The 17,964-nt window shown below is 69.5% G+C and carries 14 protein-coding genes; 5 read left to right on the top strand and 9 right to left on the bottom strand.

Going from position 1 to position 17,964, the window contains the following annotated elements; genetic code table 11:
* Positions 1-136 precede the first annotated feature (136 nt).
* The 3 genes from ACFWEE_RS30585 to ACFWEE_RS30595 all read left to right on the top strand — a co-directional run bounded on the left by ACFWEE_RS30585 (position 137) and on the right by ACFWEE_RS30595 (position 2,881).
* Positions 137-1,012 (top strand): amidohydrolase family protein, encoded by an 876-nt coding sequence (locus ACFWEE_RS30585; protein WP_386894108.1) that lies wholly within the window; start codon positions 137-139, stop codon positions 1,010-1,012.
* A 44-nt stretch (positions 1,013-1,056) separates the two neighbouring features.
* Positions 1,057-2,046, top strand: a complete 990-nt coding sequence (locus ACFWEE_RS30590; protein ID WP_386894110.1) for an acetylxylan esterase — start codon at positions 1,057-1,059, stop codon at positions 2,044-2,046.
* A gap of 103 nt (positions 2,047-2,149) precedes the next feature.
* Entirely contained in the window at positions 2,150-2,881 is a 732-nt protein-coding gene (locus tag ACFWEE_RS30595) for a GntR family transcriptional regulator (protein WP_386894112.1), read from the top strand.
* Between the two features lie 68 nt (positions 2,882-2,949).
* Here the strand turns inward: ACFWEE_RS30595 and ACFWEE_RS30600 are convergent, their stop codons facing one another.
* The 5 genes from ACFWEE_RS30600 to ACFWEE_RS30620 form a co-directional block, all read right to left on the bottom strand.
* Positions 2,950-4,947, bottom strand: coding sequence for a right-handed parallel beta-helix repeat-containing protein (locus ACFWEE_RS30600; protein ID WP_386894114.1), 1,998 nt, complete (start codon positions 4,945-4,947; stop codon positions 2,950-2,952).
* 38 nt (positions 4,948-4,985) lie between these two features.
* Positions 4,986-5,762, bottom strand: coding sequence for a carbohydrate ABC transporter permease (locus tag ACFWEE_RS30605; RefSeq protein WP_386894116.1), 777 nt, complete (start codon positions 5,760-5,762; stop codon positions 4,986-4,988).
* Between the two features lie 144 nt (positions 5,763-5,906).
* Positions 5,907-6,860, bottom strand: a complete 954-nt coding sequence (locus tag ACFWEE_RS30610; protein ID WP_386894118.1) for a carbohydrate ABC transporter permease — start codon at positions 6,858-6,860, stop codon at positions 5,907-5,909.
* On the bottom strand, positions 6,839-8,086 hold the full coding sequence (locus ACFWEE_RS30615; RefSeq protein ID WP_386894120.1) for an ABC transporter substrate-binding protein: 1,248 nt from the start codon (positions 8,084-8,086) through the stop codon (positions 6,839-6,841). Before ACFWEE_RS30615 ends, ACFWEE_RS30610 begins: the two co-directional genes overlap by 22 nt.
* 246 nt (positions 8,087-8,332) lie before the next feature.
* Positions 8,333-9,592: an alpha-L-fucosidase gene (locus ACFWEE_RS30620; protein WP_386894122.1), complete on the bottom strand. Its 1,260-nt coding sequence runs from the start codon at positions 9,590-9,592 to the stop codon at positions 8,333-8,335.
* A 112-nt stretch (positions 9,593-9,704) separates the two neighbouring features.
* On the opposite strand from ACFWEE_RS30620, the gene ACFWEE_RS30625 reads away from it, so the two are divergent.
* Entirely contained in the window at positions 9,705-10,514 is an 810-nt protein-coding gene (locus ACFWEE_RS30625; protein WP_386894124.1) for a ribonuclease activity regulator RraA, read from the top strand.
* 67 nt (positions 10,515-10,581) lie between these two features.
* On the opposite strand, the gene ACFWEE_RS30630 is transcribed toward ACFWEE_RS30625, so the two are convergent.
* The 4 genes from ACFWEE_RS30630 to ACFWEE_RS30645 all read right to left on the bottom strand — a co-directional run bounded on the left by ACFWEE_RS30630 (position 10,582) and on the right by ACFWEE_RS30645 (position 15,294).
* Positions 10,582-11,886, bottom strand: a complete 1,305-nt coding sequence (locus ACFWEE_RS30630) for a BNR-4 repeat-containing protein (protein WP_386894126.1) — start codon at positions 11,884-11,886, stop codon at positions 10,582-10,584.
* Positions 11,887-12,073: 187 nt separating this feature from the next.
* Positions 12,074-13,375 (bottom strand): ABC transporter substrate-binding protein, encoded by a 1,302-nt coding sequence (locus ACFWEE_RS30635; protein ID WP_386894128.1) that lies wholly within the window; start codon positions 13,373-13,375, stop codon positions 12,074-12,076.
* Positions 13,376-13,447: 72 nt separating this feature from the next.
* Positions 13,448-14,368, bottom strand: coding sequence for a carbohydrate ABC transporter permease (locus ACFWEE_RS30640; protein ID WP_386894130.1), 921 nt, complete (start codon positions 14,366-14,368; stop codon positions 13,448-13,450).
* Complete coding sequence (locus ACFWEE_RS30645; protein ID WP_386894132.1) at positions 14,368-15,294, bottom strand: carbohydrate ABC transporter permease; 927 nt, start codon at positions 15,292-15,294, stop codon at positions 14,368-14,370. The genes ACFWEE_RS30640 and ACFWEE_RS30645 overlap by 1 nt, the downstream gene beginning before the upstream one ends.
* A gap of 343 nt (positions 15,295-15,637) precedes the next feature.
* On the opposite strand from ACFWEE_RS30645, the gene ACFWEE_RS30650 reads away from it, so the two are divergent.
* Entirely contained in the window at positions 15,638-17,926 is a 2,289-nt protein-coding gene (locus ACFWEE_RS30650) for an FAD-dependent oxidoreductase (RefSeq protein ID WP_386894134.1), read from the top strand.
* The last annotated feature ends 38 nt before the right edge of the window (positions 17,927-17,964 follow it).

Consider the following 17,964-nt stretch of genomic DNA (forward strand, 5'->3'; position numbering starts at 1 on the left):
AGCCACTGGTCCGTCGGTCCCTGGACATCAAGAACATCCGCCCTTCACAATCGACCATCGATAGCCGATGGTTAGACTCACCGGCACGAGTCGGCCTGTCAATACTCGGGAACGGCACCTCAGGAGGATCCCGGCCGTGATCGACTGCCATGTGCACCTGTGGGACCCCGCGCGCGGATTCCCATGGATCCGCCCGGGAAGCCCGCATCACCGGGCGTTCCGCGTCGAGGACCTGCGAGCGTCGGCGGCGGGCACCGCGGTGTCCGCCGCGATCCTGGTCGAGGGGTCCCGCGGCGACGCCGGCGAGACGCTCGACCTGCGCGCACGGCGGACCGGCCACCCCGACCTCGTCGCGGGGTACGTGGGAAATCTGCACGTGCACGGCGGGGGCGGCCCCCGGCGCTTCCGTGAGCTGCTCGCCGACCTGGGCGACACCCGCCCGAACGGCATGCGCATGGGCGGGGCGGGCTGGGCGGACTGCCCGGAGTCCGCCCGCGCGCTGCTGCCGGAACTAGCCTCCGCCGGGCTGGTGCTGGAGCTCAACCTGGGCTCGGGCGCGCTGAGTGCCGCGGCCGACGTCGCCGCCCGGCACCCGGAACTCACCGTGGTCGTCGACCATCTCGGCAACCCGCCGAACCTCCGCCTGGACCCCGGGGACTGGTACCGGGACCTGGAGCGGGCGGCCTTGGCGCCGAACGTGGTCGTCAAAGTCTCCGGCCTGCTCACCCAGCAGCACGGCGTACCGCCCGAACGGATCGCGGGGCTGGTCGGGCGTGTGGTGGACGTGGTCGGGCCCGACCGGTGCCTCATCGGCTCCGACTGGCCGATCTGCCTGCCGCGCGGCAGCCGCGCCGACTCCCTGGAACTCGCCTGCCTCGGGCTCGGCCGCCTCCCGGAGGACGAGCGCCGGAAGATCCTGCACACCAACGCCGTCCGGGTGTACGGCCTGGACCGGGTCCGGCTCCCGTCGGACTCCCCCGAACCGATTTCTTCGACGACCGACGGAATCTGAGAATCCCACGGGCCCACCGGCCCCGACCTCAGCGGAGATGCGACATGGCCTTGTTCGACCTGCCCCTGGACGAACTGGAGCGGTACCGCCCGGTTCTGGACGAGCCCGAGGACTTCGACGCGTTCTGGCGCGAGACCCTGGACGGGCAGCGGGACTTCGCTCCCGCCGTGACGTTCGAGCCGGTCCACAACGGGCTCGCCACCATCGACACGTACGACGTGACGTTCGCCGGATACGGCGGGCACCCCGTACGCGGCTGGCTGCAGCTGCCCGCGACCCGCTCGGGACCGCTGCCCGCCGTCGTGGAGTACCTCGGATACGGCAGCGGGCGCGGGGCCCCGCACGAGAAGCGGCTGTGGGCCTGCGCGGGCTACGCGCACTTCGTCATGGACACCCGGGGGCAGGGCGCCGAGACACCCGACCCCGATCCGGCCTCCGGCGACATCGCCGCCCCCGGCTTCCTCACCCGCGGCGTGCTCGACCCGCGACGCTACTTCTACCGGCGGGTGTACACCGACGCCGTGCGCGCGGTGGCCGCCGTACGCACCCACCCCTCGGTCGACCCCACGCGCGTCGTGGTCACCGGCACCAGCCAGGGCGGTGGTATCGCACTGGCCGCGGCGGGCCTGGTCCCGGACCTCGTGGCCGTCATGCCGGACGTGCCGTTCCTCTGCCACTTCCCGCGCTCCACCACGATCACCGACAAACCGCCGTACGCCGAGGTCACCCGGTTCGTGAAGCTGCACAGGGAACACGCGGGCACGGTCGCCCGCACGCTGGCGTACTTCGACGGCGTCAGCCTGGCGCGCAGGGCGAACGCGCCGACCCTGTTCTCGGTCGGGCTCATGGACCACATCTGCCCGCCCTCGACCGGGTACGCGGCGTTCAACCACTACGGCGCCGAAGGCGGAGTCGACCAGGCGGACAAGCACATACGCGCCTATCCGTTCAACGACCACGAGGGCGGAGGCCCCACGCACGAGGTCGTGAAACTCGACTGGCTGGCCAAGCGGCTGGACGGCCCGGCCCGGTGATTCCGGGACCTGTACCCCCGTGCATATCTCATCCAGATTCCATCGATAGGCGATGAGCGCGTACCATGTCACAACTGGTCACCCGTCGCAGGATTGGGAATTCATGGCATCGACCGCGTCGGCTGGATTCGTCTCCACGCTGGCCACGAACAAGGACCGGTTCCGCAAGACCCTGATCTCGGATCAGGTCTACGAACTGCTCCGCCAAGCCGTCGTCGACGGCGACCTCGGACCGAACGAGCGCGTGGTCGAGTCGGAGATCGCCCGGCGCCTGGGAGTGAGCCAGGCGCCGGTGAGGGAGGCGGTCAAGCGTCTGGCGCGTGAGGGCCTCCTCATGCACGTCCCGCGCCGCGGCCACTTCGTCGTCGAGATCTCCGAGCGGGACGCCGAGTACGCACGGCAGGTGCGCGAACCGCTGGAACGGCTCGCCGCGCAGCTCGCCACCGAACACCTCACCGACGACCACCTCCGCGAACTCGACGCGCTGGTCGACCGGATGCGGGACGCCGTCGCGGCGAACGACGTGAGCCTGTTCCGCGACGCCGACATCGAGTTCCACACGCTGGTCAGCCGGATCGCGGGCAACCCGTTCCTGGCCCGGATGTGGGAGGTCGTCGAACCGAGCCTGCGCACGCTGCGGGCCATCTCCGACCCCCTCTTCGAGGGGGACTGGAGCGCGATGGCGGAGGAGCACGGCAGGCTCGTCGGACTGCTGCGGTCCCGCGACGCGGACGCGGCGGCCGACGCGTTCGCCGACCACGCGGCCGGCCGCGGACCGGTCCCGGACGCGCGCGGGACGAAGAGGAAGCCGCGCGGGGCCGCAGCCGACAGGTGAGCCCACGTGCGCCGAGGGCCCGATCCGGACATCATCCGGCTCGGGCCCTCTCGCCTACGCGACCGAACTCAACGGGCGGCCCCCGCCACCCACTTCGGCGCCCCGTACTGGTAGGCGCCGAGGCTCGGCACCGCGTCCGTCGAGCCGTCGTTGATGCCCGGCAGCGCGATCGCCTGCCCTCGCGCGGGCGAGTCGGCGGTCAGCCGGAAGTCGTGCCCGGCCGCGTCGACGAAGAGCGGATCGGTCTCCGCCGGGAGGTTGTTCGAGAGCACCAGACCGCCGTCGGTGGCACCGGTCAGTCCGCGGATGGCGCCCACGTTGTTGTAGATCTTCGTGCCGGTCGACTGCCCCGCCTCCTTGACGTAGAACAGGGTCATCCCCCCGGTGTTGTTGTACACCCCGTTGTCGTGCGAGCCGGTGCCCAGACCGTTCAGCATCACCGTGCCCTCCCGGTTGCCCCAGCCCACGTTGTTCGCGATCACCAGGTCGCTCTGCCCGTTGTCGGCGTAGACGCCCGAGATCCCGAAGGTGGTGAGCGTCGTGGCCGGCTCCGGATCGTGCAGCACGTTGTGGTCGATGGAGGTCCCCATCATGTACGCGCTGCAGCAGGTGTAGATCGCGGCGACGTCCAGGCTGAGGCGGGCGTACCCCGAGATGTCGTTGTACGCGATCAGATCCTTGCCCGGGGTGAGGCCCTCCACCGTGTTCCACTGGAGGTTGATCCCGCTCCGGCCGACCCGGTGAATCGTGTTGTGGGTGACCGTCTGGCTGTTGCCCTGCACGGCGATGCCCGCCGCGTACGTCCCCAGGTAGTCGACGTCGTGGATCACGTTGTTGGTGGCGGTGTTGTTCTGGCCGCGCAGGGCGATGCCGTTGCCCGCGCTCAGCGACAGATCACTGTTGGTGATCTTGTTGTACGTCCCGTCGAGGACGATGCCCGTGTCGCCGACGCCGCGCGTGACCGTGCTCCCGCAGTCGGTCGCGCCGCGCGTGATGTCGGTGTAGTGCGACAGGTACGTACCGTCGATCGCGTCCAGCGTCACGCCCGTGCTTGTCGGTCCCGTCCTGATGGTGGAGGCGAACAGCCCGAGGTCCGCGACCGTCGTGTGACTCGCGGCCGTCAGGTCGAACGCCAGGGTGCGGCTCTTCGCCTCGACCGTGTGCGCGGCCGGGTCGTCCTCGCTGTAGAGGTACAGCCGCTTGGCGGTGGGATCGTAGAACCACTCGCCCGGGCGCGAGAGCTCACCGATCTTCCCGGAAAGGGCGTACCGCGTCTCCTTCGGCACGACCTTGTGCACACAAGGGGGCGCCACGTCGAGCGTCACCGAGCCGACGGCCGAGCTCTTCACCGTGCCGGTCGCCGAGATGTACCAGTAGCCGGTCAGGGCCCGTGCGCCGTCCCAGTATCCTGCGGGCCGGGTCAGGGCGGCGTCCGCGATCGTCGCGTCCGCGCTCCCCGTGTCCGCGTACTGGAGCGCGGGGTCGAGCAGGTCGAGCCCCGGGTAGGGCCACTGCGCCTCGACGCCCGCCTTCTTGTCGGTGAAGACCTGCACGGTCGTCACGTCGGACCCCAGGTCGGCGGAGGCGCTGTAGACGTGTCCGGCTGCCACCGCGGCGCTGAACGCGGAGTCCTGGACGTACGGATCGCTCTCGGCGATCTCCGCGACGTCCGCGCCGGTGACGGGCGAGAACCCCCGCACCGGCGCGGTTCCGCTCAGCGTCACCGTCGCCCCCGGCGCCGCCCGGTAGGTGATCGGCAACGCGGCGGTGCCCGACCGGGCCGGCACGACGGTCTCGGCGTACGTGCCGGACTCGATCAGACAGGTGTCCCCGGGGCCCATGACGTCGGCACACCGCTGGATGTGCTGGAACGCCTGGCCCGCGCTGGTGCCGGTGCGGGAGTCCTGGCCCGACGGGGCGACGTGGTAGACCGCGCCCCCCAGCGGCTTGTGCGGGTGGGGGTGCGCGGCGGCCGGAACGGCGGCCGTCACGACGGAGAGCGAAGCGAGCAGGGCGGCTGCGGACCACGAGCCCGTACCGGGGCGTGGCCACCTTCTCCTCGACACTGAATGGTCCTTTCTCCGGAGGGAAACGATGCGCCCGCTCATCCCTTCACCGCGCCCACCGTCAGACCGCTGATGATGTGGCGCTGCATGTAGACGAAGAAGATGATCACGGGCGCGACGGCGAGCAGAAGGTTGGGGAACACCTTCGTCAGATCGGTGGAGTACTGGCTGATGCCCGCGTAGATCGCCGTCGTCACGGTGTAGTGACCGGACGACGGGCTGAGCAGGATCTGCGGGGAGATGAAGTCGTTCCAGATCCCGATGGAGTTGAGGATCAGGACGGTGACGACCGCAGGACGCATCAGCGGGAAGATGATGGTCCAGAAGGTCCGGTAGCGGCCCGCGCCGTCGATCGTCGCCGCGTGGTCGATGTCCACCGGGATCGCGCGGATGAAGCCCACGAAGAGGAAGATGCTGACGGGCAGCGTCGAGGCCACGTCGTGTGCGACCAGGCCGGTCACGGTGTTGGCGAGGCCGACCTCGCGCAGTACGTAGATCACCGGGATGATCACGGCCGCACCGGGGATGAACGTGCCGGCCAGGAAGTACAGCAGCACCAGCTGCGTCCGCTTCTTGAGGCTGCGGGCGATCGCGTACGCGGCCGGTCCCGCCAGTGCGATGCACAGGATGTCCACGGCGACGACGAGGAAGAGCGTGAAGCCGTAGCCGCCGATGACGTTGTACTGCGGATTGCCGATGGCGGCGGACATGTGCTCGAAGGTCAGAGCGCTCAGCGGAATCGAGAACGGGCTGTCGAGGATGTCCTGTTGCGACTTGAAGGCGTTCACGACGAGCAGGTACACCGGCACGATCATGACGACGCACAGCAGGCCGAGGAGTACCGGGCGCAGGGGCGAGCGGGCTTCCCGCCGTTTCGCCGAAGAGACCTCGGAGGCAGGGACCGGTGAGGTCCGCGGCCTGTCGCGGACCCTTGGTTCAGTGACGACCACCATCGGCTCCTAACCGGTCGCAGCTTGGTCTTGGCGGTTGCGCAGCGCGGTCACGACGAGGGCGAGCGCGGCGGAGACGACCATCAGGAAGACCGCTTGGGCCGTCGCGTAGCCGACCTTGGTGCCCTCGAAGGACCGGGCGAGAATGAGATAGGTGAAGGTCTGCGTCGAACCGGCCGGACCGCCGCCGGTGAGGCTGACCACGATGTCGTACGCCCTCAGCAGACCGACCAGATTCAGTACGGTCGCCACGGTGACCACGGGCGCGATCATCGGGACCACGATGCGCAGATTGATCTGGCGCCTGTTGGCGCCGTCGATCGCCGCCGCTTCCAGGAGCTCGGCCGGAACGGTCTGCAGGGCGGCGACGAACAGGACGACGTTGAAGCCGAATCCGGCCCACACGATGACGCCGATCAGGGTGTACAGCGCGAACTTCTCGTCGAAGAGGAAGCCGACCGGCTCCATGCCGAACTTGGCGAGCGTGTTGTTGATCGCCCCGTTCGTGCCGAGGATCGCCGCCCACAGATAGCCGAGGATCAACGCGCTGATCACGTGCGGGAAGTAGGCGACCGCGCGGAAGAAGGAGTTCGTACGCGACTTGTCCTTGAGGATCAGCGCGTACACCAGGCCCGCGCCCACCATCAGGGCGGTGCCGATCGAGGTGATCAGCGCGGTCACGTACCAGGCCTGTGTCGAACTCGGGTCGTCGAAGAGGTGCTGGTAGTTCTCCCACCCGATGAGCTTCGCGGTGGAGAAGCCGTCCCAGTCCGTGAAGCTGAGGTAGACCGCCACGCCGACCGGCACGACCGTCAGCACCGTGTACAGGAGCACGGCCGGGCCCATCATGCCGAACGTGACGGCGGCCTCGCGGAGGCGGGCGCGTCCGCGGCCGGTGTCCGCGCGCGGGGAGGCGGCGACGGAGCGCCGTGCCCGCGGTGTCAGTTCTGCGAGTTCCACCACTTGTCCAATCCGCGCGCGGCATCCTTCGCGGAGGTGCCCGTGTACAAGGACTGGATCTGCTTGTTGAGTTCGTCGCTGAACCCGGCGACCGGCTGGTTCTCACCGGACTTCACCAGCACCGAGGGCGTCGCGTCGAGGATCTTCTGCACCGCGGTTCCGAGGCTGGACATCGGATAGCTGAAGCCCGGGCGCAGATTGCCGTCCGCGGCGAGCTGGCTGCGGATGGCCTCCTCGTCGGTGACCAGCCACTTCACGAACTCGATCGCCTCGGCCTTGTGGTGCGACTGCTCGACCACCGTGTAGGGGTTGGAGACATTGCCGAACTGGCCCGACGGGTAGGCGCCGTCGGTCGGCATCGCGAAGACGCCGATCTCGTCGCTCTTCTTCGCCGCGTCCGCCGCGGGCACGAGGAAGGAACCCATCACGTACATGGCCGACTTGCCGTTGAGGAAGGACGTCTGCCCGTCGGCGTACGTCAGCCCCAGCGCGCTCTTCTTGAGGTACCCCTTGTCGATCCACTCCTCGTAGCGCTTCAGGTACGGCACGTAGCCGCTGTCGGCGAAGGAGACCTTGCCGTCGTTGCGCTGCTTGATCCACTGCGGGTTCTCGGTGAGTACGCCGGCGTCGGCCATCATCGAGAACTGACCGCCCGTCACCCACTGGCCGGCGGTCTGCAGCGGCTCGTAGCCCGCCGACTTCAGACGGCCCATGGCGACGGAGAACTGGTCCAGCGTCCGGATCTCCGTCGCGTCCACGCCGGCCTTCGCGAAGGCCGCCTTGTTGTAGAAGACCAGCGACTGGATCTGCTCGCCCACGCCGACCATGTACGTCCTGCCGTCGACGGCGTACTGGTCGACCAGCGGAGTGTCCTTCGCCCACGCCTGGTCGGACAGGTCGGCGAAGAGCTTGGCCGTGTCGGGGGCAGGCACGATCTGCTGGGCGATGTCGGGCGGGTCGCCGGCCGCGAGGTCCTGGGTCAGCTTGGCGTTGGCCGAGATGGTGCCGGTCAGCTCCAGCTTCACGTGCACGTCGGGGTGGCTCTTCTCGTACGTGGCGAAGAGGCCTTTCCAGTACTGCTCCGTCAGGTTCGGCGAGATGTTGACGATGATGCGGAGAGTCGTGCCCCCCGCGGCCTCGTCGGACCCGCTCCCTCCGCAGGCTACGGCGGTTGCCATCACCAGCGGAGCCACGGCGAGTGCGGAGGCTCGGTGCCACTTGGTTCTCATCGGACACGCTCCATTGCGTAGTCATGAATAATCGATAGCCGACCTGCAGCGCGGGCGCTCGTTCGGGTTCGGCGGGGAGGGGGGGAGGGGATGCGTCGCCCGAGAGGTGCGGGCGGCTCCCGGTAGGCGTTGCTTCAATCGCCTATCGATAGCTGATGCTAGGGGCGGCACCCCGCATGTTCAAGGGCGCTGCCGAAACCGCTTCCTTCCGCCGTCCGCCCGGCCGGCCGTGCACCCCTCGCTCCGTCACGAAGCCAACTCGCCCTCCTCCAAGAAGAGTTCGATCACCGGCAGCAAGACGTCGGGTCGTGCGACGGGCAGGGTCAGGGTCAGGGTGCCCGGCGGCTGGCTGGGCGGAGCCAGGTTGTTGTGTTCGTGGCGGGTGCCGTCGACCTCGTGGAAGGCGATCTCCGAACCGTCGTGCAGTAGTTGGGCATAGCGCACCCGCCCGGCCAGACCGGGGAGGTGGAGGTGCGTGAGCGGCCAGGCGAGCAGGTGCAGATAGAGGCGGCGACCTGCCTGCGTGTACAGGGCGTTCGCCGGCGGCCGGAAGGAGGAGGGCCCCGCACCGTGCACGGCGCGGGAGTGCGGGGCGCTCCACTCCGCGATGGCCCGCAGGGTGTCCCGTGCCCGCCGGTCGAGCGAACCCCTGCCGTCGGGACCGACGTTGAGAATCAGATTGCCGCCGCAGGAGACCGACTGGACCAGCATGCGGACCAGCTGGGACGGGTCCTTGAAGTCGTGGTTGTCGCGGTCGTAGCCCCAGGACCCGTTGAGGGTGTGGCACGCCTCCCACGGCACCCGCACGCCGTCGCGCTCCAGCGGCCGGTCGGGCTGGTACTGCTCGGGCGTCACGTAGTCGCCGGGTATGCCCAGCCGGTCGTTCACGAGGATCCCGGGCCGCAACTCACGGACCGTCTCCATGAGCTCTTTCGCCCCCCACTGCTCGGGCCCCATGCCCGGGTACGTGAAGTCGAAGAAGAGCAGGTCGACATCGCCGTAGCCGGTGAGCAACTCCCGCACCTGGCCCCGCATGTACGCCCGGTAGCCCGACAGGTCGCCCGCCTCGCGTCCGTCCGCCGAGCCGCGCAGCGGATGGTGCTCGTCGACCGGGAAGCCGGGGTGGTGCCAGTCGAGAAGCGAGTAGTAGAGGCCGACCCGCAGGCCCTCGGCGCGCATCGCCTCCGCGAACTCGGCCACCAGGTCCCGGCCGGCCGCGCGCACCGAGGTGTAGTCGGTGAGCGACGAGTCGAAGAGGCAGAACCCGTCGTGGTGCTTGGCGGTGAGCACGGCGTAGCGCATCCCCGCTCGCCGCGCCTCCCGCGCGAGTTCGCGCGCGTCGAAGCGGTCCGGGTCGAACCGTTCCAGATAACGGTCGTACGCGGCCTGGGACATGGACTCCCGGCTGCGTACCCACTCGTGGCGCGCGGCGAGGCTGTACAGGCCGAAGTGGACGAACAAGCCGAAGCGCGCGGTCTCGAACCAGCCGCCGGACGCAGTGGGCACGGAGGTCTCCTGACGGATTGACAGCACTAATCGATAGGAGGTTATCTACCATCGATAGGCGATGAATGTCACTGGTGTTGCGCGCGGAGAGCGCGCGAGGAGAGGCACGGACATGAACCCGAGCAGCAGTCAAGGAACGTCCGCCGCGGGCGAGACCCCGGTCTACGCATCGATGCGGTCACCGGTCCACACCTCCTCCTTCCGGAGACCGACACGGCGGATGGTGGACGCGCTCGCGGACGTGAGCGCGGCCACCGCCTGCGCCAAGCTGCACCAGATGGGCATCACCCGCACCTTCATCGACGGGCCCGTGCCGCTGCACCGGGAGCCGGACATCAAGGTCACCGGAGGTGCGGTGACCCTCCAGTTCCTTCCGCAGCGCGAGGACGTCTTCAACGGTGCCGAACAGGAGGACATCGAGCGCAAGACCCCGCTGTGGGGCGTGCTGGAATCGATTCGGCCCGGCGACGTGCTGGTGATCGCGGCGCAGGGGAGCCACTTCACCGGCTGCCTCGGCGACATGCTGGTGCGCTACTTCAAACTGCGCGGCGGCGCCGGGATCGTCGTGGACGGCCGGGTGCGGGACGCGGCCCGGATCCGGGCGCTGGGCGTGCCGGTCTGGTGCACCGGGGTCACTCCGCACTACGCCTCGCAGACCGAACTCTTCCCCTCCGCGTTCAACGTGCCGGTGGGTGTCGGTGGCACCCTGGTCACCCCGGGGGACCTGATCGTGGCCGACGAGGACGGCGCCGTGGTCGTACCGCAGGACCGGGCGGTCCCGCTGGCCGAGGACTCGCTGCTGCACCAGGACCGCGAGGCGTTCGCACGTCGCCGCCTCGACGAGGGCGGCCTCCTGTCCGACTACTACCCGCTCACCGGTGAGGGGCTGGACGAGTACCTGGCGAGCAGGGCGGCGACCTGACCGACCGCGCCGTCCGTGCGGGGGCGGAACAGCCTCGCACGGACGGCGCGGTCGGCGCGGTTCTACCTCAACGGAGGCCGTAGTACAGCGAATTGTGCGCGGTGTCCGGAAGGTAGAGCACGTCGTGACCGTCCGAGTCGCGCCGTACCGCGAGCCGGTCCGCGCTCACGCCCGGCGCGGCGGACTGCGCGGTCCAGGCCCCGTCCGCCGACTGTGTCGCGGAGTAGACCCGGTCGGTGCCCGAGGTGGTCACGTAGTAGACCCGCTTGCTGTCCGCCTCGTCCCAGGTGATGCCGAGCGCGGCTGCTGTCTGCCCGCCGGCGTACACGACCTTCTCCACCCAGTCGCTGCCACTCGGATAGGCGTAGTACACGCGGAAGTCACCGCCGCTGTCCGCGGAGCGGTAGCGGTAGGCGACCTTCGGGGTGGAGCCGTCGAGGGTGAGCTTGGCGCTCTGCACCGCCGGACCGGTGTAGGCGTTGTCGATGCTCCACTCCTCGCCGGCGGTGAGGTCCTGGATCACGTCGGAGGTGGCGGGCGTGACCGGAGTGGTGACCGTCGCGCCCGTACTGTCCGCGAAGGCGCCGGTCGACGGGTCGTAGGTCAGGTACGAGAGCTGGTGGCGGAACGCGGTCGCCGGCGCCTTCGCCCACTCGTAGAGGAGGTGGACGCGACCGGAGGCGTCCACCGTGATGTCGTCGGGGTACACCGAGCGGTTCAGCGCGCCGGCGAAGGTCGCGACCGTGGTCCAGCGGGAGTTGGCGTTGTCCCAGCGGTACAGCTTGCCGGGGCGCTGGTCGGAGCCCGCACCGACGCGGGCCGCCAGATAGAGGTCGCCGTTGGGCGCCGTGGTGACGACCGGGTAGGTGATGCCCACGCCCTGGTCAGGCAGTTCGGACGCGTGGTCGGTGACGTCGCCGCCGGGGGCCTCGGTGCGGAAGTAGCGCCAGGCATTGGCGTGCATGGAGGTGAAGACGTGCAGGCGTCCGCTGCCGTCGCGTGCGACCGACGGCTGGTTGTGCCCGTTGTCGTCGGCGAACTCGGCCTGCTGTCCGTCGCTGTTGAGCAGCGGCAGCTTGCTCCAGACCCCGTCCGGGTCGCGCCGTGCGATGGCGGGCCGGTGCGTGGCGGCCGTCGATCCCGGCTCGTTGAAGGCGAAGTACGTGTACTGGCCGCGACCCTTGTACGTCGCCACCGGCGTCCACCAGGCGGCCTGGTTCGACGAGTCCATCGTGTACGGGACCTTCTCGATCACCGTCGCCGCCGCTGCCGTGCCCTGCGCGGTGTCGGCCCCGGCGGCCGGTACGGGCAGGAGGAGGGCGGCCAGGGCCGTGGCCGAGGCGGTGTACGTGCGTGCCGTGGGACGTCGCATGATGAGCTCCTTTGCTCTTCGCGGATGCGGGCGTGGAGATGACGCGTACGGCGGCGGCCCGGGGGCCGGCCGACACGGTCGTCGTGCGGGGTGAGTGCGGGGTGGAGCACGGGGAGGGGCCCGACGCGGGGCCGTGCCACGTTCACCGGGCCCGGAGTGCGGTGCCGGCTGCCGTGTCCGCCGGGCCTCAGCGCTTGATGAACGCGGCGACCTCCTCGCCGGCCTGCTTCATCGCGTCCTTCGGCTTCGAGGTGCCGACGAGGACGGCCTGCACCTGCTTGGCGACGGCCTCCTCGATCTGCGAGTTCTGCGCGAACTGCCAGAAGGGGCTGCCGGTCGCCGTCTTGGTGATCTTGCTCGTCCACTCCGTGGAGAAGGTGTCCTTGGCGACCTCGGGAGCGGCGAGACCCGCGGTGGTGGACGGCGGCAGCGCGCGCTCGGCGAAGTACTGGGAGGTGGTGGCCAGGTCGGTGGTGGTGTGCAGCGCGAACTCGGTCGCCGCGTCCTGCCCCTTGCCCTTCACGATCGCGATCACACCGCCCCACAGCAGGGCCTGCGGCGTGTCCCCGGCCTTGAGTACGGGGCGCTCCATCGGCTGCATGGCGTCGGCCAGCGTCTTGTCCTTCGACTGGGCGGAGGTCACGCCCTTGCCGATGATCGCGTCGTCGTAGAAGGCCGCCTTGCCCTGCCCGAACAGGGCGCGCGCGTCGAAGCGGTCCACGTCGGCGGCGATCAGCTTCTCGTCGTGCAGCTTCTTGTACCAGGTGACCGCGTCGATCGAAGCGTCGTCACCTATGGTGACCTTCCCTCCTTCGAGCAGCTTGCAGCCGAAGGTCTGCATCCACGGGAAGATGTCCTTGAGCTGCGCGACCTTGGTGGCGGCGGCGTACGGCACGACACCGCCGCCGAGCCCCTTCAGCTCCCGCAACGCGGCCTCGAACTCCTCGACGGTGGTGGGGTGCTCCTTGATCCCGGCCTTCGCCAGGAGCTTGGAGTTGGCGATCACACCGATCGATCCGGTGTTCCACGGCAGCCCGTACTGCGTGCCGTCGTACGTACCGCTGCTCAGCGCCACGTCGGTGTAGCCGCCCTTGCCGGCCACCGGGCCGAGGTCGGCCAGCTTGCCCATCTGCGCCATCGCGGCGAGCCAGGCGATGTCGAGGTGCACCGCGCCGGTCGTCTCCCCGCCGCCCAGCTTCAGGGTGAGCTGGCTCAGGTACTCGTTGTACGGGTACGAGACCGCGCGAATTCTGGAGTTCTGGGCCTTCTCCCACGCCGCGATGATCTTTTCGATCGACGGCTTGGCGGCTTCCTCGTTGAGCGACCAGGAGGTGAAGTCGAAGTCCTTGGACTTCGGGTCGCCGCCGTTGGTGGTGGAGCCCGCGCCGGACGGAGCGCAGGCGCTGAGCACACCGGCGCCCGCCAGACCGAGCGCGCCGATGCCGAACATGCGCAGCGCGCCGCGGCGGCTGATGCCAGAGGTGGTCATGATCTCTCCATGGGGGAGTGTGTGCGGGAGGGGAAGGTACGTGCGGGCGCGGGGCGGGACGGTCCCGCGGGTTCAGCTCTTGACCGAACCGGCGGTCATGCCGCCGACGAGATAGCGCTGGAGGAACATGAAGGCGACGACCACCGGGATGGAGACCACGAGCGACGCCGCCATCAACTGGGGCCAGGAGGTCTGGAACTCACCGATGTAGGTGGAGACGAGGCCGGGAGGCAGGGTCTGCTTCTCCTTGTCCGCCAGGGTCAGCGCGAAGATGAAGTCGTTCCAGCCGCGGACGAAGGCGAAGAGCCCGGCGGCGACCATCCCGGGGGCGGCCAGCGGCGCCACGATCGAGTGCAGCGTCCGCCATCGTGAGGCGCCGTCGATGGACGCCGCTTCCAGCAGGGCGTCCGGGATGGTGTCGAAGATGCCCTTCAGCATCCAGACGCACAGCGGCATGGTGAACGTGGTGAAGGAGAGCACCAGCGCGGTGTACGTGTTGAGCATGCCGAAGCTGGAGAAGACCGTGTACAGGGTCACCAGCAGCAGCGCCTGGGGGAACATCTGGGAGGCCAGCACCAGGTGCATCAGCGACCGGCGCCCCCGGTAGCGGAACTTGGAGAACGAGTAGCCCATGTACGTGGCGACCACCACGCTCAGCACGGCGGTGATCGAGGCCACGACGAGCGAGTTGACCATGTACTTGATCAGCTGGTCGTTCTCGGCCAGGGCCGTGAAGTTGTCGAGCGTGAGATCGGTGGGTATCAGCTTCGGCGGGAACTGGAAGGTCGACTCGGGGGTGCTCAGAGCGGTGGCGAGCAGCCAGTAGACCGGCAGCAGGCCGAAGGCGCCGATGACGACGACCGCACTCCAGGCGGCGATCCGCGAGCGCAGCAGGTCCTTGCGCATACGGCGCCGGGTGCTGCCCCCGGCCCGGGTGGCGGGCGACCGGGGCCGGTCCACGGCGGACAGCGGGGTGGAGGTGGTGGAGGTCATCAGGCGTCGCCCTTCCGCTCGGTGATTCTGAGGTAGACGACGACGAGGAGCAGCAGGAGCAGCATCCACAGTCCGCCCAGAGCGGTGGCCCGGCCGATGTCGAAGCCCTTGAAAGCGGTCTGGTACACGGCGGTCGCGAAGGTCTCGGTGGTACCGGCCGGCCCGCCGCCGGTGAGCACGTAGATGGTGTCGAAGTGCTGGAAGTTCCAGATGAACTCCAGCAGGAGCACGATCGAGGCGACACCGCGGATCTGCGGCCAGGTGACGGCGAAGAAGCGCCGGACCGAGCCCGCCCCGTCCATCGAGGCCGCCTCGTGCAGCTCCTTGGGCACGGTCTGCAGACCGGCCAGCAGCATCACCATCATCCAGGGGAAGCTGGCCCAGGTCTTGGTGACGATGACGGCGAGCATCGCGGTACCGGGCTGCCCGAGCCAGGCCACCGACTCCTCGATGATCCCGGCCTTCATGAGGACGCCGTTGAGCACCCCGTAGTTCGCGTTGAAGATCCACATCCAGAGGAAGGAGACCACCACGCCCGGGATCACCCAGGGGAACAGGAACAGGCCGCGCAGGAAACCGTTGCCCTTGAGCCCGGTGTTCAGCGCGAGCGCGAGCGCCAGGCCGAGCACGAAGGGGACGAGGGTCGCGCCGACGGTGAAGACCAGCGTCTGCTTCAGGATGGTGAGGAAGTCGCCGTCCAGCCAGTACGTGAAGTTGTCCAGGCCGACGAACTCCCGTCCCGGCAGCCGCAGATCCTGCCTGAAGAAGCCGGTGAACAGCGCCGACAGCAGCGGGTAGAAGATGATCGCCGCGAAGAGGGCGAGTCCCGGCGCGGTCAGCAGCAGGGCGAACGCACCGTTCGAGAGCCGTCCGCCGGTCCGCTGGCGGGGCGGGGGCGCCTTCTGGGGAGGTGCGGCCGTACTCATGGGTCTGTCCTCTCAAACGGTGGCGGGAGTGCCGGGGCCCTGCGTGAACGCCAACCCTGCTCCGCTGAATGCAAGTTGCAGCATGCGGGATCGTTCTCCATATTGCGCGATGGAGTCAACCCTTTTGGTCGGTGAATCGCCGTTTCTGTGCAGGGTCGGCGAACTCGTTCCACCTGCCCCGAACGTGCTCTTCGGTGCGCGGCGGGGGAGTCCGGTGGCCGCAACGGAACTTACATCGGATCCCACTGACTGAACAGTGGTTGCACAATATGGATGTGATGTACGTTCAAGGCCGCTCCGCTGCTGCGGGGAGAGTCCGAGCACCACACCGAGGAGGCCGCACGTGCGGGAAGAAGAGGTCCATTACGACATCGCCGTGATCGGCGGCGGATTGGCGGGGACCTGCGCGGCCATCGCCGCGGCCCGGCTCGGCCGGCGCGTCGCCCTGGTCAACAACCGGCCCGTCCTGGGCGGCAACGCCAGCAGCGAGGTCCGTGTCTGGGTCTGCGGCGCCTCCGCGCACGGCGTGCACCGCTGGGCCCGCGAGACCGGAATCATGGGCGAGCTGTACACCGAGAACCAGTACCGCAACCCCGAGGGCAACCCCTACTACTGGGACCAGGTCGTCCTCGACGCCGTCCGCGCGGAACCCAACATCGACCTCTACCTCAACACCGACGTGCGCGAGGTCGACGCGAGCGGACCCGACGACAGCCGCCGGGTGCACTCCTGCACCGGCTGGATGATGGGCTCGGAGCGCCGCATCACCTTCCACGCGCGCCAGTTCCTCGACTGCACCGGAGACGGCCTGCTCGGCCACCTCGCCGGCGCCCACTACCGCATAGGCCGCGAGGCGCGGGCCGAGTTCGACGAGCCCTGGGCGCCGGCCGAGGCGGACCGGGCGCTGCTCGGCTCGACGATCCTCTTCCACAGCAGGGACACCGGAGCGCCCGCGAAGTTCGTACCGCCCGCCTACGCCAAGGACCTGTCCACCACACCCATCCTGCGCAACCGCATCCTGCGCACCGGGGACAACGGCTGCGACTACTGGTGGGTCGAGTGGGGCGGCGAACTCGACACCGTCCACGACAACGAGCGCATCCGCGACGAGCTCCAGGCCGTGATCATGGGCATCTGGGACCACATCAAGAACTCCGGCCAGTTCCCGGACGCCGCGAACCTCACCCTGGAGTGGGTCGGCAGCCTCCCCGGCAAGCGCGAGTACCGCCGCTTCCTCGGCGACCACGTCCTCACCCAGCAGGACATCCTCCAGCAGCGCCAGTTCGCCGACGGGGTCGCCTTCGGCGGCTGGTCGGTGGACCTCCACCCCGTGCAGGGCATGTACGCCGACGAGCCCGGGGCGCGCCAGCGGTACGCGGACGGCATCTTCCACATCCCGCTGCGCTCCCTGTACTCGGCGAACGTCACCAACCTGCACTTCGCCGGGCGGAACATCTCCGCCACCCACATCGCCTTCGGGGCCACCCGCGTCATGGCCACCTGCGCGACCCTCGGCGAGGCCGCGGGCACCGCGGCGGCCCTCTGCGTCGCCGAGGGCCTCACCCCGCGCGAACTCGCCACCGGGCGGCCGGAGCTGGTGCGCCGCACCCTGCTGCGCCAGGACGCCTCCGTGATCGGTGTCGCCGACGACGACCCCGGCAACCTGGCCCGCACGGCCCGCGTCAGCGCCTCCTCCCACCTGGCCCGGCTGGCCGCCGAGCCCACCGAGGACGCGCCCGGCACCCCGTACCCCCTCACCCGCGACCTCGCTCTCCTCCTGCCGGTCGACCCCGCACTCGACACGGTCGACCTCCTCGTCCACGGCGCCCCCGACGGCCACGACCGCGAACTCACCGTGGAACTCTGGGGCACGGGCAACCCCGAGAACGCGGTCCCCGCCGACCGTCTCCTCACGACCACGGTCACCGTCCCGTCCGACGGCCCCCACTGGGTCACGGCCCGCCTCGGCCACCGCCCCGAGACTCCCCGGAACGCGATCCTCATCGTCCGGGCCTGCCCCGACACGGCCCTGGTCCTGCTCCCCGAACGCACCGACGGCGTTCTCGCCCTGCGCAGGAAGGCCGAGGGAGACGCGGCCGTCGACCACGACATCCCGGAGGAGGACGGCCAACTGGTCCTGGAATGGCAGGCCCGCGGCCTGCGCCGCCAGACCTTCGCCTTCCGGGCGGCCCCCGCCACCACGGCGTTCCACCCCGAACGGGCCGCGGGCGGATACCAACGGCCCTACGGCGGACCGAACATGTGGTCCTCCGCACCGAAGGGCGCCGAGGAGTGGCTCCGTCTCGACTGGTCCGACGAGCAAGAACTCCTCGAGGTGCGCCTGGTGTTCGACGACGACGTCGACGAGTACCTCAACAACCTGCATCGGCACCGCACCCCGTACGAGGTCATGCCGGAACTCGTGCGCGACTACCGCGTCCAGAGCCGCGACGCGGCCGGCGCCTGGCACACACTCCTGACGGTGACGGACAACCGGCGCCGCCACCGTGTGCACGCTCTGGAGGCCGCGGACGGCGGCCCCGTGCGCACCCGGGCGCTGCGGCTCGTGGTCGACGCGACGCACGGGGCACGGCACGCGCACGTGATCGCCTTCAAGGCGTACGGCGCGTAACGGCAGGCGAAGGGGGCGGTGCGGCCGGCGTGCAGGTG

The sequence above is a fragment of the Streptomyces sp. NPDC060184 genome (assembly GCF_042728795.1).
In the GTDB taxonomy this organism is placed as follows: Bacteria; Actinomycetota; Actinomycetes; order Streptomycetales; family Streptomycetaceae; genus Streptomyces.